18 protein-coding genes and 1 riboswitch are annotated in these 25,371 nt (G+C 65.2%); of the genes, 12 read left to right on the forward strand and 6 right to left on the reverse strand.

Translation table 11 applies throughout. From position 1 onward, the window contains the following. Positions 1-130: 130 nt before the first annotated feature. The 5 genes from thiC to G4L39_RS10885 all read right to left on the reverse strand — a co-directional run bounded on the left by thiC (position 131) and on the right by G4L39_RS10885 (position 7,152). Positions 131-2,128: a phosphomethylpyrimidine synthase ThiC gene (thiC, locus tag G4L39_RS10865; protein ID WP_165108176.1), complete on the reverse strand. Its 1,998-nt coding sequence runs from the start codon at positions 2,126-2,128 to the stop codon at positions 131-133. A 50-nt stretch (positions 2,129-2,178) separates the two neighbouring features. Then, positions 2,179-2,315: riboswitch (TPP riboswitch) on the reverse strand. A 62-nt stretch (positions 2,316-2,377) separates the two neighbouring features. Next, complete coding sequence (locus tag G4L39_RS10870) at positions 2,378-4,375, reverse strand: alpha-L-fucosidase (protein ID WP_165108178.1); 1,998 nt, start codon at positions 4,373-4,375, stop codon at positions 2,378-2,380. A gap of 52 nt (positions 4,376-4,427) precedes the next feature. Next, positions 4,428-5,288: an adenylyltransferase/cytidyltransferase family protein gene (locus tag G4L39_RS10875; protein ID WP_165108179.1), complete on the reverse strand. Its 861-nt coding sequence runs from the start codon at positions 5,286-5,288 to the stop codon at positions 4,428-4,430. Further along, complete coding sequence (locus tag G4L39_RS10880) at positions 5,285-6,070, reverse strand: hypothetical protein (protein ID WP_165108181.1); 786 nt, start codon at positions 6,068-6,070, stop codon at positions 5,285-5,287. Before G4L39_RS10880 ends, G4L39_RS10875 begins: the two co-directional genes overlap by 4 nt. A 32-nt stretch (positions 6,071-6,102) precedes the next feature. Next, positions 6,103-7,152, reverse strand: a complete 1,050-nt coding sequence (locus tag G4L39_RS10885) for an NAD-dependent epimerase/dehydratase family protein (RefSeq protein WP_165108182.1) — start codon at positions 7,150-7,152, stop codon at positions 6,103-6,105. 139 nt (positions 7,153-7,291) lie between these two features. Between G4L39_RS10885 and G4L39_RS10890 the strand changes: the two genes are divergently transcribed. The 10 genes from G4L39_RS10890 (at position 7,292) to G4L39_RS10935 (ending at position 18,895) form a co-directional block, all read left to right on the forward strand. Then, positions 7,292-8,224 carry an AraC family transcriptional regulator gene (locus G4L39_RS10890; protein WP_165108183.1) on the forward strand — a complete coding sequence of 311 codons (933 nt, stop codon included), beginning with the start codon at positions 7,292-7,294 and terminating at the stop codon, positions 8,222-8,224. Between the two features lie 255 nt (positions 8,225-8,479). Further along, positions 8,480-9,769, forward strand: coding sequence for a citrate synthase (locus G4L39_RS10895; protein ID WP_165108188.1), 1,290 nt, complete (start codon positions 8,480-8,482; stop codon positions 9,767-9,769). A 181-nt stretch (positions 9,770-9,950) separates the two neighbouring features. Next, positions 9,951-11,168, forward strand: a complete 1,218-nt coding sequence (gene sucC / locus G4L39_RS10900; protein ID WP_165108189.1) for an ADP-forming succinate--CoA ligase subunit beta — start codon at positions 9,951-9,953, stop codon at positions 11,166-11,168. 93 nt (positions 11,169-11,261) lie between these two features. Then, a complete protein-coding gene (sucD, locus tag G4L39_RS10905) occupies positions 11,262-12,161 on the forward strand; it encodes a succinate--CoA ligase subunit alpha (protein ID WP_165108190.1) in 900 nt (299 codons plus the stop codon). 52 nt (positions 12,162-12,213) lie between these two features. After that, positions 12,214-13,113, forward strand: coding sequence for a hypothetical protein (locus G4L39_RS10910; protein ID WP_165108192.1), 900 nt, complete (start codon positions 12,214-12,216; stop codon positions 13,111-13,113). Between the two features lie 176 nt (positions 13,114-13,289). Continuing rightward, a complete protein-coding gene (locus tag G4L39_RS10915) occupies positions 13,290-14,279 on the forward strand; it encodes an AAA family ATPase (RefSeq protein ID WP_165108193.1) in 990 nt (329 codons plus the stop codon). A gap of 33 nt (positions 14,280-14,312) precedes the next feature. Then, entirely contained in the window at positions 14,313-15,281 is a 969-nt protein-coding gene (locus G4L39_RS10920) for a DUF58 domain-containing protein (RefSeq protein WP_165108195.1), read from the forward strand. Between the two features lie 67 nt (positions 15,282-15,348). Then, complete coding sequence (locus G4L39_RS10925; protein WP_165108196.1) at positions 15,349-15,954, forward strand: hypothetical protein; 606 nt, start codon at positions 15,349-15,351, stop codon at positions 15,952-15,954. Continuing rightward, the gene (locus tag G4L39_RS10930; protein ID WP_165108198.1) at positions 15,951-16,952 is read left to right on the forward strand and encodes a vWA domain-containing protein; all 1,002 of its coding nucleotides are present in this window, start codon (positions 15,951-15,953) and stop codon (positions 16,950-16,952) included. The genes G4L39_RS10925 and G4L39_RS10930 overlap by 4 nt, the downstream gene beginning before the upstream one ends. 59 nt (positions 16,953-17,011) lie before the next feature. Then, the gene (locus G4L39_RS10935) at positions 17,012-18,895 is read left to right on the forward strand and encodes a vWA domain-containing protein (protein ID WP_165108200.1); all 1,884 of its coding nucleotides are present in this window, start codon (positions 17,012-17,014) and stop codon (positions 18,893-18,895) included. A gap of 40 nt (positions 18,896-18,935) precedes the next feature. On the opposite strand, the gene G4L39_RS10940 is transcribed toward G4L39_RS10935, so the two are convergent. Further along, positions 18,936-22,481: a DUF748 domain-containing protein gene (locus G4L39_RS10940; RefSeq protein WP_165108201.1), complete on the reverse strand. Its 3,546-nt coding sequence runs from the start codon at positions 22,479-22,481 to the stop codon at positions 18,936-18,938. 334 nt (positions 22,482-22,815) lie between these two features. Here G4L39_RS10940 and G4L39_RS10945 point away from each other — a divergent pair, with 334 nt between their 5' ends. Together G4L39_RS10945 and queG are read left to right on the forward strand one after the other, a co-directional pair. Continuing rightward, complete coding sequence (locus G4L39_RS10945; RefSeq protein WP_205880959.1) at positions 22,816-23,394, forward strand: shikimate kinase; 579 nt, start codon at positions 22,816-22,818, stop codon at positions 23,392-23,394. Continuing rightward, positions 23,360-24,502, forward strand: a complete 1,143-nt coding sequence (queG, locus tag G4L39_RS10950; RefSeq protein WP_165108203.1) for a tRNA epoxyqueuosine(34) reductase QueG — start codon at positions 23,360-23,362, stop codon at positions 24,500-24,502. Before G4L39_RS10945 ends, queG begins: the two co-directional genes overlap by 35 nt. Positions 24,503-25,371: the final 869 nt, after the last annotated feature.

Consider the following 25,371-nt stretch of genomic DNA (forward strand, 5'->3'; position numbering starts at 1 on the left):
GCTTCATTGAGGCACGGCGCGCGACGATATTCAACGCCGAACCCAAAAAATCTTCACCCGCCGGTGCAATACCTCAGGCGATGGCCAAGGTTTGGGGGGGGATGAACTTTTCCCAAAAGGAACAGTGTGCCTATGCTTTCGTGTAAAGCTCGCTGCCTTTCTCGACGAACTGGCGAGATTTTTCCTCCATGCCCTTCCGGAGGGCCTCCTGTTCGGAGAGGCCGTGTTCGGCGGCGTAGCGGCGCACGTCCTCGGTGATCTTCATCGAGCAGAACTGCGGGCCGCACATGCTGCAGAAGTGGGCCGATTTGGCGGCTTCCTGCGGCAGGGTCGCGTCGTGAAACTCGCGCGCGGTGACCGGATCGAGGCTGAGGTTGAACTGATCTTCCCAGCGGAACTCGAAGCGCGCCTTGGAGAGCGCGTTGTCGCGGTATTGCGCGCCGGGATGACCCTTGGCGAGGTCGGCGGCGTGGGCGGCGATCTTGTAGGCGATGACGCCGTCTTTGACGTCCTTCTTGTTGGGCAGGCCGAGGTGTTCCTTGGGGGTGACGTAGCAGATCATGGCCGTGCCGTACCAGGCGATCAGGGCCGCGCCGATGGCGCTGGTGATGTGGTCGTAGCCGGGGGCGATGTCGGTGGTGAGCGGGCCGAGGGTGTAGAAGGGCGCCTCACCGCACCATTCGAGTTGTTTGTGCATGTTTTCCTCGATGAGGTGCATGGGGATGTGGCCGGGGCCTTCGTTCATGACCTGTACGCCGTGTTCCCAGGCGCGGCGGGTGAGTTCGCCCTGGACCTGGAGTTCAGCGAACTGGGCTTCGTCGTTGGCGTCGGCGATGGAGCCGGGTCGGAGGCCGTCGCCGATGGAGAAGGCGATGTCGTAGGCGGCGCAGATTTCGCAGAGTTCGTCCCAGTGGGTGTAGAGGAAGTTTTCCTGGTGATGGGCGAGGCACCACTTGGCCATGATGGAGCCGCCGCGCGAGACGATGCCGGTCATGCGGCGGGCGGTCAACGGGATGAAGCGCAGGAGGACGCCGGCGTGGACGGTGATGTAGTCCACGCCCTGTTCGGCCTGTTCGATGAGGGTGTCGCGGAAGATCTCCCAGGAGAGCTCCTCGGGTTTGCCGCCGACTTTTTCGAGGGCCTGGTAGATGGGGACGGTGCCGATGGGCACGGGCGAGTTGCGAAGAATCCACTCGCGGGTGGCGTGGATGTTTTTGCCGGTGGAGAGGTCCATGACGGTGTCGGCGCCCCATTGGATGGCCCAGCGCATTTTCTCGACCTCTTCTTCAATGGAGGAGGCGATGGCGGAGTTGCCGATGTTGGCGTTGACCTTCACGAGGAAGTTGCGGCCGATGATCATCGGTTCGAGTTCGGGGTGGTTGATGTTGGCGGGGATGATGGCGCGGCCGGCGGCAACTTCCTGGCGGACGAATTCGGGTGTGATTTCGTCGGGGATGCGCTGGGGGAAACGGCGGAAGACGGATGGGGTGAAGGGCGAGTTGGGCTGCTGTGCGGAACCGAGGTGTTGTTTGCGGAGGTCGTCCCGGACGCGGTCTTTGGAGAGTTCGGCCATGAGGGTTTTGAGGTTGTAGAGCCGCATGTTTTCGCGGATGGCGACGAACTCCATTTCCGGGGTGATGATGCCCTGGCGGGCGTACCAGAGCTGGGTGACGGGGTGGCCTTTGGAGGCGCGGAGGGGTTTGCGGCGGGGGGCGGTGAGGCCTTCGAGGCGGTAGCCGGGGTCGTCCTGCCGTTTGGCGCGGGCCCATTGACGGTGTTGCTCGGAAAGGTAGCCATCGTCCTCCGGACGGAGGGGTCGGCCCTCATATTCTTCGACGTCGCCGCGGGCGAGGATCCAGGGTCGGCGGATGGGGGGCAGGCCGCGGGTGACGTCCCCGTGGAAATTCGGGTCGCCCCATGGGCCGCTGGTGTCGTAGACGCGGACCGGTTCATTGACCTCGAGGGAGCCGTCGGCGCGGCGGGTGGGGGAGAGCTCAATTTCGCGCATGGGCACGCGGATGTCGGGGTAGAGCTGGCCCGACACGTAGACGCGGCGGGACTTGGGCATGGGTTGGCTGGTGTGCGCCGGGTCGGTTTGGGCTTCGATGGTTTTTGGGTCCGCGATCATGTTGTGTGTCCTTCCGGTTTGATGGGGAGGTTGACCGGGAACGGGCGGAGAAGGAGGTCATCGAGGATCCCTTCGCCGGCATTACCCGGATCAGGTTCCACGGGTCGGTACGGCCCCCGCCGTACCCTCTCAGCCTTTGCCCGGCCGCTGTTTGGGCCGGGACCGGTTAGCTCCCCATCGTGACCTTTGGTTACACCCGGGTTGGTGTGACGTCAAGCGGCGGCCGCGGGACGGCCGGCTGGGGTAGGGTCAGGGCGCCGGGATGAGTTGGAGGATTCGGACGTTGACGGCGCGCCATGCAGCTGCGTTGGCAGGTTTCAGCTCGACCTTGTGGGTGCCGGGGCGGTCGAACGTGAGGGTGCCGAGCTCCACGGTTTGGAATTCGTCCCACGAACGGGTGGCGGGGATGTCGGCGGTGAGGGTTTGGGTTTCGGTTTGGAGGGAGATTCGGCTTGAGCCTGCGGCGGCTGCGCATTCGAGGCGGGCGTGGTAGCGGGCGGGGCCGGGGATCTGGAGGGTCCATGAGACGGATTCGTCGGGTCGGTCCCAGAATCCGATGTTGGATTTGCCGGCCCGTTGTTCGATGCGGATGTGGGAGCCGTGGAGGTCGGCGGTGTCGGCGTCGAGTGGGAAGGAGCCGTCGGGGCGGGGCGTGATGGGTGGTGTGGTGGCGAAGTTTGGCGCGGGTGCCAGGGTGGAGCCGCTGATGCGGAGGGCGGCCGTGTGGAGTGAGGGGGCGCGGGCCGGTAGGAACACGGTGAGGCCGTTGGTGTCCTGGGTCCAACGGAGGGGGCGCTCATGTCCGAGCAGGTAAACGGATCGGATGCGGTTGGTGGGGGAACCGGGGACGCTGGCGAGGGCGCGGATCACGATGCGGCCGTCTTCCGGCCAGCCGAGCGCGATGGCGTAGAGGGTGGATCCCTTGGTGGTGAACCGGATGTCGCGGGAGGTGAAGTTGTAATCTTCGCGGAAGTGGCCGCCACGGACGCGGGTGGGGCCTTCGCCGTAAACCTGCCAGGGGCGGGTGCCGTAGATGGCGGGGCCGTGAATGGCAAACCAGGCGGCCAGTTCTTCGAGGGTTTGTTCGACCTCGGGGTCGAGGGAACCGTCGGGGCGCTGGACGATGTTGAGCAGGAGGTTGCCGTTTTTGCTGACGATGTCCACCAGCATGTGGATGATCCAGCGCGCGGGCCGGTATTTCCAGTTGCGGTTGTAGAACCAGTCGCCGATGGAGGTGTCGGTTTGCCACGGGTGGGGTCTGATGTCCGGCTGCACGCCGCGTTCGAGGTCCTCGATGGCGGCGCCGGGGATGAACTCACCGGAGCCCATGTTCTTGCAGGTGTAAACGACGTCGAGGCGGCCGCGCTGCCGAATGCTGGTGTTGTAGAAATGGGCGACGAGGCTGCGGCCGACGCCGTCGAAGGGGATACCGCCATCGGTGTAGAGGAGATCGGGTTGGTAGGTGTCCACGAGGTCTTTGATGCGTCGGAACCAGGTCAGGTGCCATTGTCGGTTGGTGGAATACCAGCCGCGGTCGTGGGGGTCGGCGGGCGGATGGTAGAGGTCCCAGAATTCCCTGAGGTTGCCGTCGTAGGGGATGCCTGCGAGGGGACCGGTTTTGTCGCTGCCCTTGGCGGTTTGGAACCAGGTGAAGCTGGCGCCGAGGTGTTCGGATACGCCGAATCGGAGGCCGTATTTGCGTGCGGCCTGTTGCCAGGCGCCGACGATGTCGCGGTGGGGTCCCATTTGGACGGCGTTCCAGCGATGGTGTTTGGAGTTCCAGAGGTCGAAGTTGTCGTGATGGACGCCCATGGAGACGAAGTAACGAGCGCCGGCGCGGCGGTAGAGGGCCATGAGGCGATCGGGATCGAATTTCTCGGCACGCCAGAGGGGGATGATGTCCTTCCAGCCGTTGGTGGAGGGGTGGCCGTAGTTTTCCAAGTGATGCTGGTATTGCCGATGGCCCTGGACGTAGAGGTTTCGTGCGTACCAGTCACCGGCCATGGGGACTGATTGCGGGCCCCAATGGGCCCAGATGCCGAATTTGGCGTCACGGAACCAGTCCGGGCATGTGTACTGGCTGAGTGACTCGGCTGTGGGGAGGAACGGGCCGCCGGCGATCTGGAGTTGAACGGGTTCTTCGGCGGTGAGCTTTGTGAGGAGGGCCATGCCCAACAAGGGGATCCAGGTGAGAACCTGGGGTGTTCGTGGCTGTGAGCGGGTTGTGCAGGTGATCGGGGTTTTCATGTTGGTTTTTGGGTTCTCGATGGTTTGGTTGACCATGGTTTGGGTGAGGTTGTCAGAATCCGCGGAGCTGGGTGCTGGATCGGGCTGGCAACCCGGGGGCGGGGGTCCGTTTGAGGACGACGTATTGGATGCCCATTTGAGCGCAGTACTCGCGTTTGCCTCCCTTGTCGCCGTCCTCATTGACGGCGTAGATCTCGGGACGGAGGCGGCGGATCTCGGGGTCGGCATCCAGCCAGCCCTGGCCTGACGAGATGAAGGTCTCGGTGACGTATCGGATGGCAGCGACCATGTAGCGACGTTCGTCCTGGGATTGGAGCGGGTGGCCCGGGCCTTTGAGGGCGCGGACGTTGGCGTCGTTGCCGACAACGACGTAGAGGTTGCCCAGGGCACTGACCTCTTCGAAAAACCGGACGTGCCCCGAGTGGAGCCAGTCGTAACAACCGGTGACGACGACCTTTTTGCGCCGGGGGTCGGCGGGCAGCGGTTCGGGGAGGGGGAACCCGGCCAGGTCGGCTTCCGCGAGGCGGAAGGTCTCAAGGTTCGGGTGTTTGGGTGGCGGAGGCTGGTGTTCGGGGAAGGGGGGCTCGATCCAGAGGAGCGGACCTGTTGGGAGCAGGGAAGGATCCGGGTGGTCAGGGTTGGCGACGGGGACGACGTTGTGCACGAATCGCAGGGCTTTCAGGAGGTAGAGTCGTTCGGGGAAGGGGAACCTGGGTGGTTGTCCGTGGAATCGGACGATGGCGTCGTCAGTCCAGAGCAGGACGGTTACGGGGCCGCGTCGGGCGGCTTCCTGGAGGAAGCGGACGTGATGGGAGCGGAGGTCATCGAAGGGCCCCGAGACGAGGACGGCTGCCGCGTGGGTTGAGGCGGTGCGGGTTGGTGGTGGTTGGCGGGATGGTGCGGGGGCGTTCATGAGGTTCGGATCTGGATTGGGAAGGACCCGGGCACGGGCTCGTCGGCAGCGACGAACAGGTAGCCGCCGCCGCAGCCGGAGAACATGGCTCCCGGGTACCGGCGCTGGTAGGCGCGGAGCATGGCTTTGAGGTCGACGCGCAGGGTGGGGTGCTGGACGGTGTCCGGCAGGATGGCCTCCCAGCAGGCCATGCATTCGTTGAAGGAGCGGCCGAGGGCGGTCAGGTCGCGTGTACGGATGGCTTCGAAGCAGGCGCGGCCGGACCGGCCGAGCCGCGCGATCCAGCGCGGGTCGAGGTTTTGACGGCCCAAGGGGTAGTAACCCTCCGGTCTGGGCTCGACCGGGAGGATGTGAAGGACTCGTTCGAGCCAGGCGACGATTTGCGGGTCGGTGAGCGTTTCGATGTGGGCGGGGAAGATCCCGCCCTCGATGCGTGCGTCATAGTCGAGCCGGCTGATTCCGGGGTAGACGATGCCGATCATGTCCTGGGAACCGCTGGGGTCGGCGCGGCCTTCGTTTTCGGCCTTGTAGAGTTCGCGGACCAGCTGGTGGGGTGGTCGGCGGGGCAGGCGCCCTTTCCAGATGCGGTGGGCAACGGCGCGGGTGCCGGTGGCGAATCCGGCGCGGTCCATGGGCCGGAAGTTGGGGACGAGGGAGACGACCACCATGGAGCCCGGGGGATCGGGGTTGTGGCGGGAGACGAACGGCTGGTCAATCCAACCGCCGGCCAGGGCGATGCGGAGCGGGATCCGACCCAGGAACTTCTGGACGGGATCGGTCATGAGTCCGGTTGCCGGGTGGGTGACGGTGAGGGTTATTCGACGACGTGGCGTCCCTGTTTCCGGGCCTCGTATTGTTCCTTGATCCAGTGGTAGGTAACGCGCAGGCCCTGTTCGAGTGGCGTGCTGGGTTCCCAGCCGAGGACCTTCTTGATGAAGGTGTTGTCGGAGTTGCGGCCGGCGACGCCGCGGGGAGCGTTCAGGTCGTATTCGCGTTTGAGGGTGACGCCGGCGATTTTTTCGACGAGGGAGACCAGATCGTTGATGGAGACGAGTTCACTGGAGCCGAGGTTGATGGGCGTGGCGATGAGCTCGTCGCAGTGCATGATGCGGTCGATGCCGTAAACGCAGTCGTCGATGTACATGAAACTGCGGGTTTGCCGGCCGTCGCCCCAGATGGTGATGCGCAGGTCGCCGCGGTCGATGGCTTCGATGACCTTCCGGCAGATGGCGGCGGGGGCCTTTTCGCGGCCGCCGTCCCAGGTGCCGTAGGGGCCGTAGACGTTGTGGAACCGGGCGATGAAGGTTTTGAGGCCCCGTTCGGCCCAGTATTCCTGGCAGAAGATTTCGCTCATGAGCTTTTCCCATCCGTAGCCGCGTTCGGGCCAGGCGGGGTAGGCATCGGACTCCTTGAGGGCGCGGGCGTTGGGATCCTGCTGGAGCTGGATGTTATAGGCGCAGGCGGAGCTGGAGAAGAAGTAGCGGCGGACGCCGGCGCGCCAGGCCGACTCGATGAGGTGGGTGTTGATGAGGATGGAGCGGAGACACTCGACGCGGTAGCGTTCGATGAAGCCCATGCCGCCCATGTCGGCGGCCAGGTTGTACACCTCAACGGCCCCTTCGACGGCGCGACGGCAATTTTCCTCGATGCTGAGGTCGAGGCAGAGGTTTTCGACACCCGGCTCCCGGATATACCACTGGGGCAGGGGCTTCTTGTCCACCGCACGGATTCGGCGAAATCCCTTTTTGCGGAAGTAACGGACGAGGTTGCCGCCGATGAAGCCGCCGGCACCGGTGATGACGAGAAGGTCATCCGGTTGCAGGGGCGGATCCGGTTCCACGACGCGTTTGGTATCGATGATCATTTTTGCTCTTGGTCAGTCTCCGGCCGGGCCCGGGTTTGGTGCGCCGGCCCTGGTTGCTTCTGCCACGGTTGTCGGGTGCAAGTCTAGGTGAGAGGGCCGGGCAAGGGAATGTTGATCTTTGACCGGTGCATGCCCATGTTTGACCACGAGACGGATGGTGCAGGATCCGGCCCAGGCGAGGCATGGGGTGGCGGGGCCGCCCGCATTCTTTTCGACCCAGGTGAGGGGGGCGCGGCGGTTTTACGGGGATTTGGCTCCCAACCGGCGGGCGGGGCTGGTGGTGGTTTGTGGTGGGCGGGAGGAGTGCATGCCGACCTATCGGATTCATCGGACGGATTTTCCTTTCTACTCGCTGGAGTACGTGGTGGCGGGTCGGGGCCAGCTGGCATTGCAGGGTGTGCGGACGGGGTTGGAGCCGGGGGATGTGTTCTCCTACGGACCGGGCGTGGCTCATGAGATCGAAACCTCGGCGGAGACGCCGCTGGTGAAGTATTTTGTGGATTTTGCGGGGCGCGGCGCGCGAGGGTTGTTGCGGCGGTGCGGCCTGTGGCCGCCGCGGCTGGTGCGCGTGCATCCGCCGACGGCTTTGCAGGGGTTGTTTGAGGAGCTGATTGAGGCGGGTTTGACCTCGGGGCGGGCTGGCGGGGTGATGGCGCGTCTTCTGCTGGAATGTTTGAGCTGGAAGCTCGGGGTGATGTCCACTGTGCCTGCGTCCTCCTCGCCACGGGCGTTTCTGACCTGGCAGCGGTGTTGTGCCCTGATCCAGGAGGAGCATGCCCGGCTGCGCAGTGTGGCTGACGTGGCCCGGGCGTGTCATGTGGACGCCGCTTATTTGTGCCGGTTGTTCCGCAGGTTTTCCGGTCAAACGCCGTATGAGTACCTGCTGCGGCGGAAGCTGGAGGCTGCGGCGGCGCGGTTGTCCGAGCCGGGTGCCCTGGTCAAGGAGGTGGCGTTGGAGGCTGGTTTCAGCGACCCTTTCCACTTTTCGCGCGTGTTCAAGCGTGTGTTCGGGGTGGCGCCCTCGGTGTTTCGGGCCTGGCGCGCGGGTGTGGGTCGGGTGGGGGACGGTTGAGCGCTGGGGTTGGACGGGCTGCCCGAGGGGTTGAGGTGCGGAGGGGATGGTGGGTGACGCGGGCGGGAGCCGGGCGGCGGGCCGGCCGGAGGGCGTGTCCTGGAAGGTTGGTTGCCCCGCCCTGCACCGGGTGGTTTGGTGGCCAGAGTGGGGGCATTGGGGTGAACGCTTTGCGGGTTACGGGCTTTGGGCTTGGCTTGGCGGCTGCGTGATGTGTAGGTTCACGGCAGCTTGTGGTACCGGGGTTCAAGGGTTATGAGCGAGCAAGTCGAGATCAATGTTGGGGGTAAGGTTTACACGTTCCCGGTCGTGGTGGGCACGGAGCGGGAGAAGGCGATTGATATCCGGGAACTGCGAAACCAGACCGGTTACATCACGTTGGACGAGGGTTACGCGAACACGGGATCGTGTTGCAGCGCGATCACGTTCATTGACGGTGAGAAGGGGATTCTGCGTTACCGGGGGATTCCGATCGAGGAGCTGGTGGAGCAGTCGTCGTTTGTGGAGGTGGCGTACCTGCTGATCATGGGGAAACTTCCGACACGGGCGGAGTTGCAGGCGTTCTCGAATGCCCTGACGCGGAACCAGATGCTGCATGAGGACATGAAGTTTCACTTTGAGGGTTTTCCGCCTCATGCGCATCCAATGGCGATTCTTTCGGCGATGATCAATGCGGCGGGTTGTTATTACCCGGAGCTGTTGCGGCCGGAGGTGCCGAATCACTTCGAGGAACAGGCGGCGCGGTTGTTGTCGCAGGTGCGGACCATTGCGGCGTTTGCCTATCGCAAGTCGCGCGGTTTGCCCTTCGTGTATCCGAAGCCGCAGTACAAGTATGCGGCCAATTTTCTGCACATGATGTTTTCGCATCCCACGGAGGACGTGGAGCTGAAGCCGGAGGCCGTCCGGGCGCTGGACCTGCTGTTTCTGCTGCATGCGGATCACGAGCAGAATTGCTCGACCTCGACGGTTCGGATGGTGGCGTCGAGCGGGGCGAACCTTTTTGCGTGTGCGGCGGCGGGGGTTTGCGCGTTGTGGGGGCCGTTACATGGCGGGGCGAACCAGGCGGTGATTGAGATGCTGGAGGAGATCCACCGGAGCGGGGATGACGGTCGGAAGTTTCTGGAGGAGGTGAAGAGCCGGAAGAGCGGTCGACGACTGATGGGGTTCGGGCATCGGGTGTACAAGAACTACGACCCCCGGGCACGCATCATCAAGCGGCACTGCGACGAGTTGCTGGCCAGGCTGAATCGGACCGATCCGCTGCTGGACATAGCCAAGCGATTGGAAGAGGCGGCGTTGCAGGACGAATACTTCGTGGAACGCAAGCTGTATCCCAATGTGGACTTTTACAGTGGCATCATCATGCGGGCGCTGGACATTCCGGTGAACATGTTTCCGGTGATTTTTGCGATTGGTCGGATGCCCGGTTGGATTGCGCACTACCGGGAGGTGGTGGAGTCGCCGACCCGGCGGATTTACCGGCCGCGTCAGGTGTATGTGGGGCCGCCGCTGCAACATTACGTGCCGATTGATCAGCGCGGTTGAGTGAATGGAGAACGGTTCGGCGGGCGCACGCATGCGGTGATGATCGGAGGGCCGGAGTCGCGGGGTGCGTCCGACTTATAGGTGGCTTTCCCCACAGCCGACGGGTTGGGGCAGCGGCGGGGTTTTGGGATTGCGTTTGGCCCGCGAGGTTCGTTGAATCGCGGGGCGTTTTGCACAAGGCATGAATCTTCACGAGTACCAGGCAAAGCAATTGTTGGCGGCCCGGGGTGTTCCGGTGCCTGCGGGGGGTGTGTGTGAAACGGCCGAGCAGGCGCGGGCCGAGGCGGAGCGGTTGCGGGCTGCGGGCGCGACGCAGTTGGTGGTGAAGGCCCAGATTCACGCCGGCGGTCGGGGCAAAGGGGTTTTTGTGGACGGGTATCGGGGTGGGGTGAAGCTGGTCTCAACACCCGGGGAAGCGGAGGCGGCTGCGCGGGCGATGCTGGGCAACGTGCTGATCACGCGGCAGACCGGCCCGGCCGGTCGCAGGGTCCGCAAGGTCCTGGTGGCGGAAGCGCCGGAGATTCGGCGGGAATTGTACGTGGCGGTGCTGCTGGATCGGGCGCGTGGATGTCCGGTGGTCATGGCCAGCACCGAAGGGGGTGTGGAGATCGAGGAGGTGGCGGCGCGCGCTCCGGAGAAGATCGTGAGCGAGCCGGTGGACCCGCTGCTGGGGTGGCAGGCGTATCAGGGTCGAAAGCTGGCGGTGGCGCTGGGGTTGACGGGTGCGTTTCTGGGTGCGGCGGTGCGTTGTTTCGAGGCGATTTACCGGACCTGGTGGGAGTGTGAGGCGTCCCTGGTGGAGATCAACCCGTTTTGCGTGGTGGCGGGTCCGCAGGGGGAGCGGCTGATGGCCGTGGACGCCAAGATGGCGCTGGAGGACAATGCGTTGTTCCGGCATCCGGACCTTGCGGCGTTGCGGGATGAAGGTGAGGAGTCGCCCCTGGAGGTGGAGGCCGGCCGACACCATTTGAATTACATCAAGTTGGACGGGGACATTGCGTGCCTGGTCAACGGGGCCGGCCTGGCCATGGCCACCATGGACATCATCAAGCATTACGGGGGTGAACCGGCCAACTTTCTGGACGTGGGGGGTGGCGCGAGCGTGGAGCAGGTGACCGCTGCGTTTCGGATCATCATGCAGGATCCGAACGTGAGGGCGATTCTGGTGAACATTTTTGGCGGGATCATGGATTGCGACGTGATTGCGCGTGGGATTGTGGCGGCGGTGCGGGAGACGGGGTTGCGGATTCCGCTGGTGGTGCGGTTGGAGGGGAACAATGTGGAGGCGGGCCGGCGCACGTTGGCGGAGGCCGGGCTGTCGTTGATCAGCGCCGATTCGATGGCGGATGCGGCGCGGAAGGTGGTGGCGGCGGCCCGGGGCACGGGGGTTGGGGCGTGATGCAGGGGTTGTGGATCATTGCCCTGCCGAGGGACCCGGGCAACCGGCCGGGTGGAGCGGGGGTTTGGGCAGAGAGAGGCTGTTGATTGTACCATGGCGATTCTAGTCGGACCGGAAACGAAGGTATTGATTCAGGGGATTACGGGCAGTTTTGGCGCCCGGCACGCGCAGTTGTCGTTGGACTACGGCACGCGGGTGGTGGCGGGTGTGACCCCGGGCAAGGGCGGGCAGGTATTCCGCCACAAGGAACACGAGGTGCCGGTGTTTGACACGGTCGCGGAGGCGGTGCGGGAGACGGGTGCGACGGCATCAGTGATTTTTGTGCCGGCGCCGTTTGCGGCGGACGCGATTTTGGAGGCTGCGGATGCGGGTGTGGAGGTGGTGGTGTGCATCACGGAGGGGATTCCGGTGGCGGACATGTTGCGTGTGAAACGGGCGTTGGCGGGGCGTCGGACCCGGCTGATTGGTCCGAACTGTCCGGGGATAGTGACGCCGGGGGACGGCCCGGAATCGCGCGGGGGTTGTCGGATGGGGATTGCGCCGGGGTACATTCACCGGAAGGGTCATGTGGGGGTGGTATCACGGAGCGGCACCCTGACTTATGAAGCGGTTTGGCAACTGACGCAGCGGGGCGTGGGTCAGAGCACGTGCGTGGGCATTGGCGGGGATCCGGTGCCCGGGATGTCGCACTTGGATGTGGTGAAGATGTTCGTGGAGGACCCGGACACGCACGCGATCATCATGATTGGCGAGATTGGCGGGAGCGCGGAGGAAGAGGCCGCGGCCTGGATCAAGGAGCACTGTCGCAAACCGGTGGCGGCGTTCATTGCGGGGGCCACGGCCCCGCCGGGTCGGCGGATGGGTCATGCCGGGGCGATCATCAGCGGCGGCAAAGGAACGGCAGCGGCGAAGATTGAGGCCCTGCGTGCGGCGGGGGTGGCGGTGGCGCCGACGCCGGCGGAGATTGCCGACACGTTGATCCGGCTGTTGTGAGGGCCGTGCGGGCGGCTCGAGCGGGCGGGAGGCGGGGCGGAGGACGAACGGCATGGCATGGGTGGACAACCTGCTGAACCTGGCGGGGTTGTTGCTGGCGCTGGCAGCGTGGGCCGGGCACAATGACCGGGGTCGGCGTCTTCCGGCTGCGACGTTGGCGGGGACGCTCCGTCCGGCGGCGACCGCAACGGACCGGGTGGGGTGGCTGTGGGTCGGAGTTTTGGGTGTGTGTTTGGTGCGCGGGTTGCTGGGCTGGCTGGTGGGGGGTGGGTCGGATTGGACGCCGCGGCTGAATTTGGGGGTGCTGAGTGTTTCATTTCCCGTGTTGCCGGGTTGGAGGGGTTTGGGGTTGATGGAACTGTACGCGGTGCTGAGTCTCGGGGTGTGGGTGACGGTGTTCTGGGCATGGATGGTGTTGCTGAGCTGTGCGGGGCAGCGGGTGTGCGAGGGTAACCCGGTGTACGTGCTGGTGCGAAGGTTTGCGGGACCGGTGGCGCGGTGGCCGTGCGGGGTTCGGTTGGTTTTCCCGGTTGTATGGGTGGGTGGGGTTTGGTTGGTATTGGAGCCGGTCCTGGCCGGGTTGGGGCTGCTGCCGCGGCCGGCGGCGTGGCCCTGGCGCGGGTATCAGGCGTTGGTGCTGGGGCTGGGTTGTTGGCGTTTATGGGTCCCGTTGGTGACGGGGTTGCTGGTGCTGTACTGGGTGAATTTGTACGTGTATTTCGGGCGGCATTCGATTTGGGATTTTCTGGCGCGGGTGGGGCGGCGCTGGATGGGCTGGCTGGGGTGGCTGCCGCTGCGTGTGGCTCGGATGGATCTGGCACCGGTTTTTTGGGCGGCGGTGGTGTGGGGTGCGGGTTACGTGGCGGACCATGGTTTGGATTTGCCGATGGGGCAGCGGCGGATTCCGTCCTGGGTGGAGGTGTATGAGGGTTTGGGACGTTGGGGACGGTGAATGGGGTTGGGGTGGTACGGGGACGGGGGCTTCGGCGGCGTTGCGGTTTGGGTTCGGGTTGAGGCAGGACCGTCTTGCAGGGCGGGGTGGTGGGACTTCATGTTGGGGGCTTCAGCCGGGTGTTTTGAACGCATCCGGGAACGGGTTGGTCAACGTCAGGGTGAAAGGAAGCTGAGATGAGTGTGAATATTGCTGCGATTCAGTCGGCGGTGCAGGAGGCCGGCGCGTTTGTGCGGCCCTTGTTTCAGGAGTTGGGGAAAGTGATCGTGGGCCAGACCTATCTGACCGAACGGCTGGTGATGGGGCTCCTGGCCAACGGTCATGTATTGCTGGAGGGTGTGCCGGGCCTGGCGAAGACGTTGGCGGTGAAGACGCTGGCGCAGTGCCTGCAGGTGAAGTTTTCGCGACTGCAGTTCACGCCGGATATGTTGCCGGCGGACGTGATCGGCACGCAGATTTACAATCCGCACACGGGGACGTTCAGCACGCGGAAGGGGCCGATTTTTGCGCATTTGGTGCTGGCGGATGAGATCAACCGGGCGCCCGCCAAGGTGCAGAGCGCGCTACTGGAGGCGATGCAGGAGCGGCAGGTGACCATCGGGGATCAGAGTTTCCGGCTGGAGGAACCGTTTCTCGTGTTGGCGACGCAGAATCCGATCGAGCAGGAGGGGACCTATCCGTTACCGGAGGCGCAGGTGGATCGGTTCATGATGAAGCTGCGGATCGGGTACCCCTCGCGGGCGGAGGAGCGGCAGATTTTGGATTTGATGGCGCGGACGTCGGGTCTGCCGCAGGTCCGACCCGTGGTGGAACCGGAGCAGATTTTGCGGGCGCGGGAGGTGCTGAACGACATCTACGTGGACGACAAGGTGAAGGACTACATTGTGGATGTGGTGTGCGCGACGCGGAATCCGGAGGAGTACAAGATTCCGGTGCGCGAGTACATTCAGTTGGGGGCGTCGCCGCGGGCGACGATCAGTTTGACGCTGGCCGCCAAGGCGCATGCGTTTTTGCGGGGTCGCGGGTATGTGACGCCGCAGGACGTGAAGACGGTGGGGATGGACGTGCTGCGGCACCGGGTCATGATCACCTACGAGGCCGAGGCGGAGGAAAAGACTCCGGAGACGATCATCCAGAAGATTTTTGACGAGTTGCCGGTGCCGTGAGGCGGGGCACGGCCGGCCCATGGGGTAGGGGAGATGATTCCGCGCGAGATTCTCAAAAAGATCCGGCAGATCGAGATTCGCACGAACCGGCTGGTGACCGAGACGCTGGCGGGGCAGTACCACAGCGTGTTTCGGGGTCAGGGGATGAACTTTGAGGAGGTGCGGGAGTACCAGCCGGGGGACGAGGTTCGGGCGATTGACTGGAATGTGACGGCGCGGATGAACCATCCGTTCGTCAAGCGGTTTGTGGAGGAGCGGGAGTTGACGGTGTTGTTGGTGGTGGATGTGAGCGGGTCGGGATGGTTCGGTTCGGTGGAGCCTTCGAAGCGGGAGCTGGCGGCGGAGGTGGCGAGTGTGCTGGCGTTTTCGGCGCTGCGGAACAATGACAAGGTGGGGCTGGTGTTGTTTTCGGAGGGGGTGGAGGCTTTTGTGCCGCCGCGAAAGGGGCGACGGCATGTGCTGCGGGTGATCCGGGAGATCCTGTTTTACGAACCGCGCCGGCGGGGGACGGATCTGCCGGCGGCGTTGGAGTTTGTGTTACGGGTGATGCGGCGTCGGGCGATTGTGGTGTTGATTTCGGACTTTTTGGCGACCGAGCCGTCGGGGGCGGGTCCGGCTGCAGTGCTGCAGCCGCGGACGATGGGTCCGATGTTTCAACTGGCGCCCCTGGGTCCGGACACGGTGAGTTTGTTGCGGCAGGTGAACCGGCGTCATGATCTTGTGGCGGTGCAGGTGCTGGATCGCTACGAGGCGGAGCTGCCGGCGTTGGGGCGATTGATGTTGGAGGACGTGGAAACGGGCGAGCTGTTGGAGATTGACACCGGGGACGCGCGCCGGCGGGAACAGTTTTCCGAGCAACAGGCCCGGCGTCAGGCGGAGCTGGCGCGCACGTTTCGAATGGCGGGTGTGGATGCCATTTTGCTGCGGACGGACCGGCCGTATGAGGGTGAACTGGCGCGGTTTTTTGAGATGCGGGAACATCGGAGGCGCCATGGCGGCTGAGGGGGTCGTGTGCGTGCCGGAGCGACCGGCGGTGTGGGGTTCCGCGTGTGGCGATGGATGACCGATGATGCGGGCGACACAAACGGTGGCCAGGGTTGTGTCCCCCGGATCCGTGTCCGGGGAGGACCTGCGTGACATTGTGCCCCCGGTTCGGATCCCGTCGGTTTGGGACTGGCTGGGCTGGGTTTTGCTGGTGCTGGTTGTAGCTGCCGGGGTGGCGCTGTTGACATGGTGGTGGCGGCGACCGCGACCTGCGCCGGCGGCCCCTCCGCCGGAGCCGCCGCATGTGCGGGCGCGGCGCCGACTTGAGGCGGCGCTGGGGCTGCTGGCGGATCCGCGGGCCTTTTGTGTGGCGGTTTCTGATGCTCTGCGCTGGTATTTGGAGGAGCGGTTCGAATTCCGGGCTCCGGAGCGGACGACGGAGGAGTTCCTGGAAGAATTGCGGCAGACGGATCGGCTGTTGCCGGATCAAAAGGAGGTGCTGGGTGATTTTCTCCGGCGCTGTGATCTGGTGAAGTTTGCCCGGTACGAGCCGGATCGGTCGGAGTTGCTGGAGCTGCACGGGATGGCGGTGCGGCTGGTGGAGGAGACGGAACCGGAGGCGCCTGTTTCGGAAGCGGTGCCCGGCCGTGGCGGTGCCCGGCCCGTGGGGGTGCGGGAGGGGATGGGATGATCACGTTTGCCCATCCGTGGGTGTTGCTGTTGCTTCCGTGTCTGGCGTGGCTGGCATGGGTGCGGCGACGCCGGGCGGTGCCGGCGGCGTTTTTGTATTCGTCGGCGCGATTGATGCGGGGTTTGGTCCCGTTGCGTCGGCGCGGGCCGTCGTGGTGGTTGCAGATGCTGCGGGGTCTGGGCCTGGCGTGTGGCATTGTGGCGTTGGCACAGCCGCGTTGGAGCCACAGTGAGACACGGATCACTGCGAGCGGGGTGGACATTGTGGTGGTGTTTGACATGTCGGGCAGCATGGCGGCGGAGGATTTCATCGTGGAGGGGCGCCGAATCAACCGGATGGAGATGTCGCGGCGGGTGTTGCGGGGGTTTATTGAGCGGAGGCCGAACGACCGGATCGGACTGGTGGTGTTTGCCACGGATGCTTATGTGGCGGTGCCGCCGACGCTGGATCATGATTACCTGCTGCGGACGCTGGAACGGTTGGAGCTGGGCGACATTCCGGGGGACCAGACGGCGATCGGAATGGGGCTGGCCAGCGCACTGAACCGGTTGCGGGAGGTGCCGGGAAAAAGCCGCGTGGTGATTCTCATGACCGACGGCCAGAACAACGCCGGCAAGATTGATCCGCTCACGGCGGCGGAGGCTGCGCAAGCGATGGGGGTTCGGGTCTACACCATTGGCGTGGGGACGCGCGGGCGGGCCCCCACGCCGGTACAGGATGTGTTTGGCCGGAAATTTTACCGTTGGGTGGACGTGGACATTGACGAGGAGACGTTACGATCGATCGCGGATCGCACGGGGGGCCGGTACTATCGGGCGGACGATGCCGGGCGGTTCGAGGAGATTTACCGGGAGATTGACCGTTTGGAAAAGACGGAGGTTGAGGTGAAGAGCTATGCGCGGCACAGGGAATTGTTTGGTTGGTGGGTTGCGATGGCCCTGGTTTTGCTGGTGATCGAGGTGGTGCTGGCGGAGACGGTTTGGCGCAGGTTGCCCTGAACGGGGTGGAGCCGGATCGGGGCGGCTTGGCGCTCTCCGCATGGGACCGAGAGGCTGGGATGCATTTTGCGGAACCACAATTTCTGAGTTTGGCGGTGGTTGTGCCGGTCCTGCTGGCGGCGCTGCTGTGGTGGGGCGCGCGGGTGCGACGTCGATTGCGCGCGCAATTTGTGCCCCCGCGGCTGCTGGAGGTCTTGCTGGTGGGGTGGTCGGCGGCCCGGGAGCGGGGTCGGCTGCTGCTTTTGACGGCTGCCTGCGCGTGTTTGTTGCTGGCGCTGGCCCGGCCGCAGTGGGGCTACACAGTGGAGGAGGTGCGGCAGCGCGGGTTGGACATTGTGGTGGCGGTGGACGTTTCGCGGAGCATGCTGGCGGCGGACGTGCCGCCCAACCGGCTGACGCGGGCCAAGCTGGCGGTCCAGGACCTGTTACGGGTGGCCAGGACGGATCGGTTTGCGTTGGTGGCGTTTGCCGGCTCGGCGGTGCTGTTGTGTCCGCTGACGTGGGACGATGCGGCGTTTTTGCAGAGTCTGGATGCGCTGGAGGTGGGCACGGTGTCCGACACGGGCACGAGCCTGGCAGCAGCCTTGCAGGCGGCGGAGAGGGCTTTTTCGGCCCGTGAAGACAATTATCGGGTGGTGGTGCTGCTGACGGATGGTGAGGATCACGAGGGTGGCGCGTTGGAGGCGGCGCGGCGGCTGGGTGGTCAGGGGATCCGACTCATTACGGTGGGCGTGGGCACGCCGGAGGGGGATTTGATCCGCGTCCGGGATGCGCGGGGTCGCGAGGATTACGTGCGGGACGAGGCCGGGCAGGTGGTCAAGTCGCGCCTGGTGGAGGGGTTGTTGCGGCAGATGGCCGAGGCAACGCCCGGTGGATTTTATCTGCCCCTGCAGGGCCCCCGGGTGATGGAGACGCTGTATGAGCGGGGATTGGCCGATTTACCGCGCAGGGAGGGGACGGAGAGGTTTGTGCGGCGGCTACGGGACCGGTACCACTGGCCGCTTGCGATGGCGCTGGTGCTGACGGCTGTGGAGTGGTTGTGGCCGGAGCGTCATCGTCGTGGCGGGCGGCGAGGCGTTCTGGCGAGCGTGATGGTGTTCTGGTTGTTGGGGATCTCGGGGTTGACACCGGCGTGGGCGGCCTCGGCGGCTCGGGGTTTGCGGGAGTACGAGAAGGGCCATTATGACGCAGCGCGGCGCGAGTTTGAGGCACTGCTCGAGAAACGGCCGGCGGATGAGCGTTTGCGCTTCAACGCGGGTGCCAGCGCCTATCGTCAGGGACGGTTCGATGAAGCGGCCACCTACTTTGAGGAGGCGAGCCGGAGTCAGGATCTGCGTCTGCAGGAGTGGTCGTATTACAACCGTGGCAACAGTCTCTACCGGCTGGGGGAGGCGGAGACGGATCTGAACCGGCGCAGGGCCTTGTGGGAGGAGGCGCTGCGTCAGTACATGAACGCCTTGCGTTTGAACACGAACAACGCCGACGCGCAGTACAATCTCGAATTTGTTCGGAAACGGCTGGAGGAATTGCCGCCCCCGTCCCAACAGCAGCAATCGTCTTCGGGCGACCAGCAGAATCAGCAATCGCAGCGCCGGGACCGGCCTTCCGGGCAACAGGAACAAGGTGCGCAATCCCGGTCGGAGCCGTCGGCGAACGCGAATTCGGGTCAGCACGAGGAGCGTGAGGAAGCGGCGCGTTCCGGGGAACCGCAGGGATCGGAGCAGCAGGCGATGCAGCCGCCGGAGGCGAGGGAGCGCGGACCTTCAGGAAGGGAGGAATCGGAGGGGAATCGTGGCGCGGAGGAGCGGTCCGGCAGACCCGATCGGATGACACCCGAGGAAGCGGAACGATTGTTGGACACACTGCGTGGGGACGAGCGGAGGTTACCACCGGAGAAGACGACAACACGCGGCGCTCGATCGCGTTCGCGCAAGGATTGGTGACGGGTTGGGCGGCCGGGGTTGGCGGTGGGGTGGTGGCTCGTTAGCGGGAGTGCGGTTTCAAGAGGTCGAGGAGACCTTGCACGGGGTTCGGCGGTACCACCGGGCTGTTGGTGGCGGGCGGGGTGTTGGTTGCGGCGGGGGTGTTGGTTTGGGTGGGGACGGTGGTTGGGGTCAGGAGTTGCCCGAGGGTGCCGAGCACGTTTCCGGCCTGCTGGGCGGCTGCGCCGCCGACGTTGCGGAGAACGGAGGCGCTGCCGGAGGTTGCCAATCCCAGGAGGGCCAGCTTGTCGAATTCTGCTTTCGGTTCATTCAGCGTCCCGCGCAGGGTCACGAAATCAGGCAGGGGCACGTAGGCCTGGTCGGGCTGTCCGGTTCTGCCGATCTGGGCGGCGAGGGAGCGCTCGAGGGCGAGGTGGATGGGCAGGTGGAGTTCGGATCGGGTCAGGTCCGGTGCCACCCGGATGGTCCCGCTGGCACGGGCATCGAAGGCGGCGCTGCGGAGCTGTGCCGAGGTGAGGCGGATTTGGCCCTGGCCGGCTTCGGCCTGGACGGCCAAGACGTCCACGGGCGCGTTCAGGAGGCGATCTGTCCAACCGCTGCGGGCACCGGGCGCGCCCAGGAGTTGGCCGAGCAGCCGGCCGACCCCGGCAGCGGGATTTCGGATCAGGTCGGGCAGGCCCAGGACGACGTTCAGGACGGTTTGGAGGAGGGGGCTGCGCACCTGTGCGATGGAGAGGTTGAGGTTGGTGGCCAGGAGCCCTGCACGACCCTGCAGGTGCTGCTGCAGGTTGGTTCCTGTGAAGCCCTGACCGATCAGGTCCAGTTCGAGGGAAGCTGTCCCCGCCAGCTGGTCGCGGCGCTCGGGGGCGAAGACGGAGATCAGGGGTGGCAGGGGGACTGTACTGGCCGAAAGAGCGACGCGGTACCTGTAGCCGGGGACGGAGAGGTCCACCTCGGCCGAGCCCCGGAGCGGCGCGCCGTTGACGAGGGCGTCGAGGGATTGGATCCGGATATGGTTGGTGTGCAGGAGTGCCCGCACGGAGGTTTGGGTGAGTTCGAGTTCGAGAAGTCGGACTCGTCCCAGCTTCACGTCCAGGCGGCCGTTCTCAATGGGAAGGAGGACGGGTGTTGGTTCGGAGGGTGGTACCGGAGCGGGAGCGGGTCCGGTCGTTTCGGTCGGGGCCAGGGACTGCCAGACCGACCAGAGCCGGGTCAGATCGAGCGAATCGGCCAGGAGCTCGATTGCGCCGCTCCAGGGTGATGCGTCTGTCTCCCGTTGGAGGGTGCCGAGCAGTTTGAGTTCGTTGGGGAGGCCGGGCTGCGGGTCCAGGCGTGTACGAAAGTCGTGGATCCGGATTTCTCGCGGGGAGAGGCCCAGGTCGGTTTGGAGGTCCAGGGCGAGCGGTGCTGCCGGTGTGGCGGTGGGCCGCGGTCGGAGCACGAGGTTGGTGAGGCTCATGCTGGCCTGAATGCGGGAGGGCGCGGTGGGGTTCCATGAGCCTGCCGCGGAGGCGTTGCATTCCAGCGATTCGATCCACGGCCCGTTGGTGAGGAAGGTTGCCAACCAGGGTGCCACTGCGGCATGGAGGAGCCGGTCCACCCGGGCGGTGAAGGTGCAGGCGCCATTGGTTGGGTGGTAGATGGCGGAAAGCCAGATGCGGCCGGCCGGCCGCCCCTGAGCGGTCAAGAGCGCGTCGAAGGGTGCCAATTCCCAGCCGTCCGGTCCTGTGCGGATTTCAAGGGTGGCGTTGAGCTCCGGGGCGGGTTGGTTGGTTGGGATCCATGCGCCTGCGAGTTGTCGGAGTTGCAGGCTGCCCCGGGTTTCGACCCGCCCCGATTGGCGCCGGACGCGGAGCCGGGTGTGGAGTTCGCCGGCTTGGAGACCGGCTTTGGCGGCGGGTTGGAGGAGGGCGAGGCCGGTGGCCGGGTAGGCGGTGAGGTCGAGGTTGATTTCGTCGTCGGGTTCGGGGAATCGGCCGGTGCCGGCCAGGGCGGCGTGCAATAGGGGACTCGGCCCGTGAGCCACGCGCAGGAGGCCGTTGGTCAGCGACCACGCACCGTGCCGGGTGATGAGGATGGGTAGCTCACAGGCGATGGCGAGGTTTTCCCAGGGCCGGTCGGCCACGACAGCAGCGAGGTTTTGAAGGTCGGCGCGGGCCAGGATGCGGGCTTCCGTGGCGTTGGGATCGGCGTCCATGTGAAGGCTCAGGTTGACCCGTCCGGAACGGACGGTATCGCCGATGACGGCTTTCCAGTCTGCGAGGTCGAGGTCGCGGATTTGGATGTGGAGCGCGGCGTTGGTGGCGGCGGAGAGGCCCCGGGTTGGATGCCAGGTGATCGGGGCGGAGAGCGCGGCTTCCAGCCATGGACTCGGGCCGTGGCGGCCGTCGCACCGGAGTTCCTGGAGGGTGACAGCTTCTGCGGTGCGATCCCAAGTGGCTCGGAAACGAACCTGCAGGTCCGTGGCGGGTGTGACGATGTCGGTTTTCCGGATTTGGAGCGGGGTGAGGTCGGCTTTCGCTGCCAGGGTGATTTGTTGGCGTTGCGGGGAGGCGACCAAATCGGCGTGAAGGGCTCCCCTGGTTGGGCCGAAATCGAACCCGTAGATGGAGCCGATGAGGTTGAGGAGACGCGCGTCGAGGTCGGTCAGTGCGAGGTGAAGCTCGGCTTGTCCAATCTGCCAGTTGAGTGGGCCCTGGATCTCAAGTGAGGCCAGGGGTTGATCGCCTTGGAAGAATCGGAGCGCGAGCTCGCGGAGCCGGGCGGGATCGAGTTGGGCCGTCAGGGTGGCCCTGAGGTTGGCCCATGGCTGCCATGAGCCGCCGGCCCTGGTAACGCTGGCGGTGCTTTCGAGTGTGAGCTCTCTTGGTTGAAGTGCGGGGTCCAGGGCGAACCCGGCCCGGGTTTCAAAAGTTGCCTCGAGATGTCGCGTGGGCGGGGCAGAAGCCGGCCCGTGATCGGCCTGAATCGCGCATCCTGCGGAAAGCGTGGCCTTTTGATCGTTGGCAACGTTCTCGATCTGCAGGCGGATCGAGCCTGCCGAAATTTGCAGGACCTCTGAGGCGTTGTTGGTGACCCGGAGGAGGACCGCGCCGTTGCGGATTTCCAGACGTCCGATTCGGAGGGCGGGGGGTGGTGAAGCCGGTTTGGCGGCGGAAGTTGGTCGTGAGTCCGGAGGTTGGAGTGCCTGGAGCAGGGGATCGAGGTTACTGTGGCCCCGGGCATCGAGGAGCACCTGGAGGCTGGGGTTATCCAGCAGGAGCTCTTCGAGGTCGAGCTGCCCGCCCAGAAGTCGCATCAGGTGATGGCGGACCCGGAGCTGTGCGGCTTGCAGGATGGGCTGTCCGGTGGCGGTTTGGATGCGAATCTCGTGCAGGACGACGCGGCTCAGGGGGTGAATTTCCGCGCGCGCCACCTCGATGTGGACCCCGAGCTGCCGCGACAGGCGCGGCAGAATGAAGCGTTGGAAGAAGAAATTGCTGGTGCCGATCCACCACGCAAGGCCCAACAGGACGATGAGACCTCCCGCGGCGATCAGCAGCGCCTTGAGAACCCGACGCGATCGACTCACCGGTGCCGTGTTCATTTGCAGATGTGTCGTATTGGCTCCAACCCGCCGGTTTGCTGTGCCTTCCGGTTCGGCCTTCGGGCCTTCGGAGCCGGTCCGTTGGCCCTTTCGATCAAGCATAGGACATCCCGTCGATTGGCGCGAGCCCGGGGCCGGTGTGCGAGGCATCCGGGCGATGGGCGCCGTGACACGGTGGAGCGTTGGAAGGGGGTAGTGCCTGTGCATGCGTAGGGTTTTCTGCGGAGGAACCAGGTCTGATGGATTGATGGGGCATTCAGGATTGCCGGGGGCTTCGGGGGCGGTGACAGGACGCAGCCGGTCCACCCGCTGATGCTGGTGGCAAGGGCGGTTTATGCGTGCGGGATGCGCCCGGGCCGGCTATGGATGGGGTGTGGCGGTGGAACGGGACATTCGAAATGTGGCGTTGATCGGGTTCATGGGATCCGGGAAAAGTGCCGTCGGTAAACTGGTGGCGGCCGAGCTCGGATTCGACTTCCTCGACACGGACGAGAAAATCGAGCAGGCGGCCGGGATGAGCATCCCCGAGATTTTCCGGTCCCTGGGCGAGGCCGGGTTTCGCGAATGGGAACGCCGGATCGTGCGGTCCCTGGCGGGGCTGCGGAACACGGTGATTGCGACCGGCGGGGGTTTGCCGACCTATGACGATCATTTGGAGCGGCTGAAGGAGCATTCGTTGGTGGTGTGTTTATGGGCGTCGCCCGAAGTGTTGTTTGAGCGGGTTCGGCATCACACGCACCGGCCGTTGCTGCAGACGGAGGATCCGCTGCAGAGGATCCGCGAGCTGTTGGCGCGGCGAGAGCCGTGGTACCGCCGGGCGGATGTGATGATCGGGACGGAGCAACGGTCCATTCGCGAGGTTGCCGCGCAGGTGATACATGCCTTTCGACTCCATACCCGGGCCCGGGCCTGAGCCGTTGGCGCAGCGGCTCCGGACGGAGGTGCAGTCGGGAGCGGCGGTCCTCCCGGTGGACCCGGAAGGGCACGCGGCGCGGGAGCGGATTCGGTCCCGTGCGCTCGAGCTGGGTTTTGACGAATGCCGGTTTACCACGGCGGATCCGCCGGCCCGGGGCCCGTTTTTGGAGCGCTGGCTGGCCGAGGGGCGGCACGGCCGGATGCAGTGGCTGGCCCGTCGGGTGGAACGCCGCACCGACCCGCGCAAGGTGCTGCCGGGGGCGTCAACGCTCGTTATGGTCGCGGTCAGCTACGGTCAGCCGGAAGGTTTCGAGCACGGCGCGCAGGGCTCCGTAGGAGTGGTGGCCCGATACGCCCGTGCGCTGGATTATCACGATTGGATGGGCGAACGGCTGCGTGCGCTGGCGGCGTTTGTGGAAGAAATCGGACCCGCCGGCACGCGCACCCTGTGGTACGTGGACACCGGTCCGATTTTGGAACGTGAACTGGCCGAGCGGGCGGGTGTGGGGTTTGTGGGCAAGCACACGAACCTGATCAGTCGTCGGTGGGGCAACTGGTTGCTGCTGGGCGAGGTGTTGACCACCTGGGCCCTGCCGCCGGACCAGCCCGAGCACAACCGTTGTGGCCGATGCACGCGCTGTATGGAGGCCTGTCCCACGGGCGCCATTGTGGCTCCCTTTCAACTCGATGCGCGTCTTTGCATTTCCTATCTGACGATCGAACTGCGGGGACCGATCCCCGTGGAGTTGCGGCCTGCGATTGGGAACCGGATTTTCGGATGTGACGATTGCCTTGCGGTTTGTCCGTGGAACCGGTTCGCCCGTGAGGGTCGGCTGATGCGGCAGTACGGGCGACCGGAGCTCGGGAGCATGGACTTGACCTCGTTGCTGGAACTGGATGAACCGGGGTTTCGGAGGCTTTTTGGGCAGACGCCCATCGCACGCGCGAGGTATTCAGGATTCCGGAGGAACGTTTGTGTGGCGCTGGGCAACGTGGGCGGACCCGAATGCCGTCCGGCATTGGAAAGGGCGGCGCAAGATGCGGATCCGCTGGTGGCCGAACATGCGCGATGGGCCCTGGCCCGGCTTCGTGAGCGCGGCCTTTAGATGCGTGATCCCTTTGCGGCTCCAAGGGGAGTCTCGCCCGGACGGGCACAGGCTGCACTGCCGGCTCATGCCCTTTCAGTTTTTTGGGGCGCACAGCCGGGTTGGCCCCACGCCGGCTTTTGTGCTCGCGGTTTGTCGTCTTATCGGCGGTCACAGTCCGCCTAATACTTTGCGCCGGGTGTTTGACAAAGCATTGCCGACGTGGTTATCTGTTGCGCGTCACCGCCACACCAGTGCGGATGTTCTTTGAGCGATCGGTGATCGGGATGTGTGTGGAAAACGGATTTCGGCCGGCGCTTGGTACAGGCTCCGGCCGAGTTCTCCCTGATCCCTCTGTGTACTGTTCGTTACTCCCCGGGCCTCTCGGCCACCCCCTGGCCGCTTGGCCCGGTTTTTTTGTGCCCGGCTTGGACCTGCGGACCGTCGGCGCGTGAGAACGGCCGTAGGGGCACAGGCGGGGATTTGCCGGGCTGGAGTTTACGGTGATGGCTCCGGTGAACCGGCTTGATCCGCGACCGGGGGTACCTGCCCGGACTGGAAGAGGTTGGTGGTGTCGAGGGAGTTGGTCTGCAGTTGCTCGGGCGGGTGATTCGGACGCCGCCTCGACTTTTTGTGTGGCGGTTGGATGAGTTGCGCGTGGCGGAGATGGGTCCATGGAGCTTGGGTCCTGCGATTTCGGCATCGGCGAACGCAGCAGACGATCAGGCGCAGGGGCGGAGGCGGCTGCTCTTGCGAGCCCTCCCCGGGCCCTGTGCGGCCTTGTGGTTTATCCCCTCTCTTGTTCGAAGGATTGAGCGTGCGCCCGGGCCCCGTACGCTTCCCGTGCTGGCGGGAGATCGCGGGTTTTGCGTGTTACCCTGCGCGGGCGG

Origin of the sequence: Limisphaera ngatamarikiensis (assembly GCF_011044775.1) — a bacterium.
Taxonomy (GTDB): Bacteria; Verrucomicrobiota; Verrucomicrobiia; order Limisphaerales; family Limisphaeraceae; genus Limisphaera; species Limisphaera ngatamarikiensis.

What these genes read in the sequence shown, in the direction of transcription:
- thiC (WP_165108176.1), bottom strand. Translation starts at nt 2,128, where the DNA reads ATGATCGCGGACCCAAAAACCATCGAAGCCCAAACCGACCCGGCGCAC.
- G4L39_RS10870 (WP_165108178.1), bottom strand. Translation starts at nt 4,375, where the DNA reads ATGAAAACCCCGATCACCTGCACAACCCGCTCACAGCCACGAACACCC.
- G4L39_RS10875 (WP_165108179.1), bottom strand. Translation starts at nt 5,288, where the DNA reads ATGAACGCCCCCGCACCATCCCGCCAACCACCACCAACCCGCACCGCC.
- G4L39_RS10880 (WP_165108181.1), bottom strand. Translation starts at nt 6,070, where the DNA reads ATGACCGATCCCGTCCAGAAGTTCCTGGGTCGGATCCCGCTCCGCATC.
- G4L39_RS10885 (WP_165108182.1), bottom strand. Translation starts at nt 7,152, where the DNA reads ATGATCATCGATACCAAACGCGTCGTGGAACCGGATCCGCCCCTGCAA.
- G4L39_RS10895 (WP_165108188.1), top strand. Translation starts at nt 8,480, where the DNA reads ATGAGCGAGCAAGTCGAGATCAATGTTGGGGGTAAGGTTTACACGTTC.
- sucC (WP_165108189.1), top strand. Translation starts at nt 9,951, where the DNA reads ATGAATCTTCACGAGTACCAGGCAAAGCAATTGTTGGCGGCCCGGGGT.
- sucD (WP_165108190.1), top strand. Translation starts at nt 11,262, where the DNA reads ATGGCGATTCTAGTCGGACCGGAAACGAAGGTATTGATTCAGGGGATT.
- G4L39_RS10910 (WP_165108192.1), top strand. Translation starts at nt 12,214, where the DNA reads ATGGCATGGGTGGACAACCTGCTGAACCTGGCGGGGTTGTTGCTGGCG.
- G4L39_RS10915 (WP_165108193.1), top strand. Translation starts at nt 13,290, where the DNA reads ATGAGTGTGAATATTGCTGCGATTCAGTCGGCGGTGCAGGAGGCCGGC.
- G4L39_RS10920 (WP_165108195.1), top strand. Translation starts at nt 14,313, where the DNA reads ATGATTCCGCGCGAGATTCTCAAAAAGATCCGGCAGATCGAGATTCGC.
- G4L39_RS10925 (WP_165108196.1), top strand. Translation starts at nt 15,349, where the DNA reads ATGCGGGCGACACAAACGGTGGCCAGGGTTGTGTCCCCCGGATCCGTG.
- G4L39_RS10930 (WP_165108198.1), top strand. Translation starts at nt 15,951, where the DNA reads ATGATCACGTTTGCCCATCCGTGGGTGTTGCTGTTGCTTCCGTGTCTG.
- G4L39_RS10935 (WP_165108200.1), top strand. Translation starts at nt 17,012, where the DNA reads ATGCATTTTGCGGAACCACAATTTCTGAGTTTGGCGGTGGTTGTGCCG.
- G4L39_RS10940 (WP_165108201.1), bottom strand. Translation starts at nt 22,481, where the DNA reads ATGAACACGGCACCGGTGAGTCGATCGCGTCGGGTTCTCAAGGCGCTG.
- G4L39_RS10945 (WP_205880959.1), top strand. Translation starts at nt 22,816, where the DNA reads ATGCGTGCGGGATGCGCCCGGGCCGGCTATGGATGGGGTGTGGCGGTG.
- queG (WP_165108203.1), top strand. Translation starts at nt 23,360, where the DNA reads ATGCCTTTCGACTCCATACCCGGGCCCGGGCCTGAGCCGTTGGCGCAG.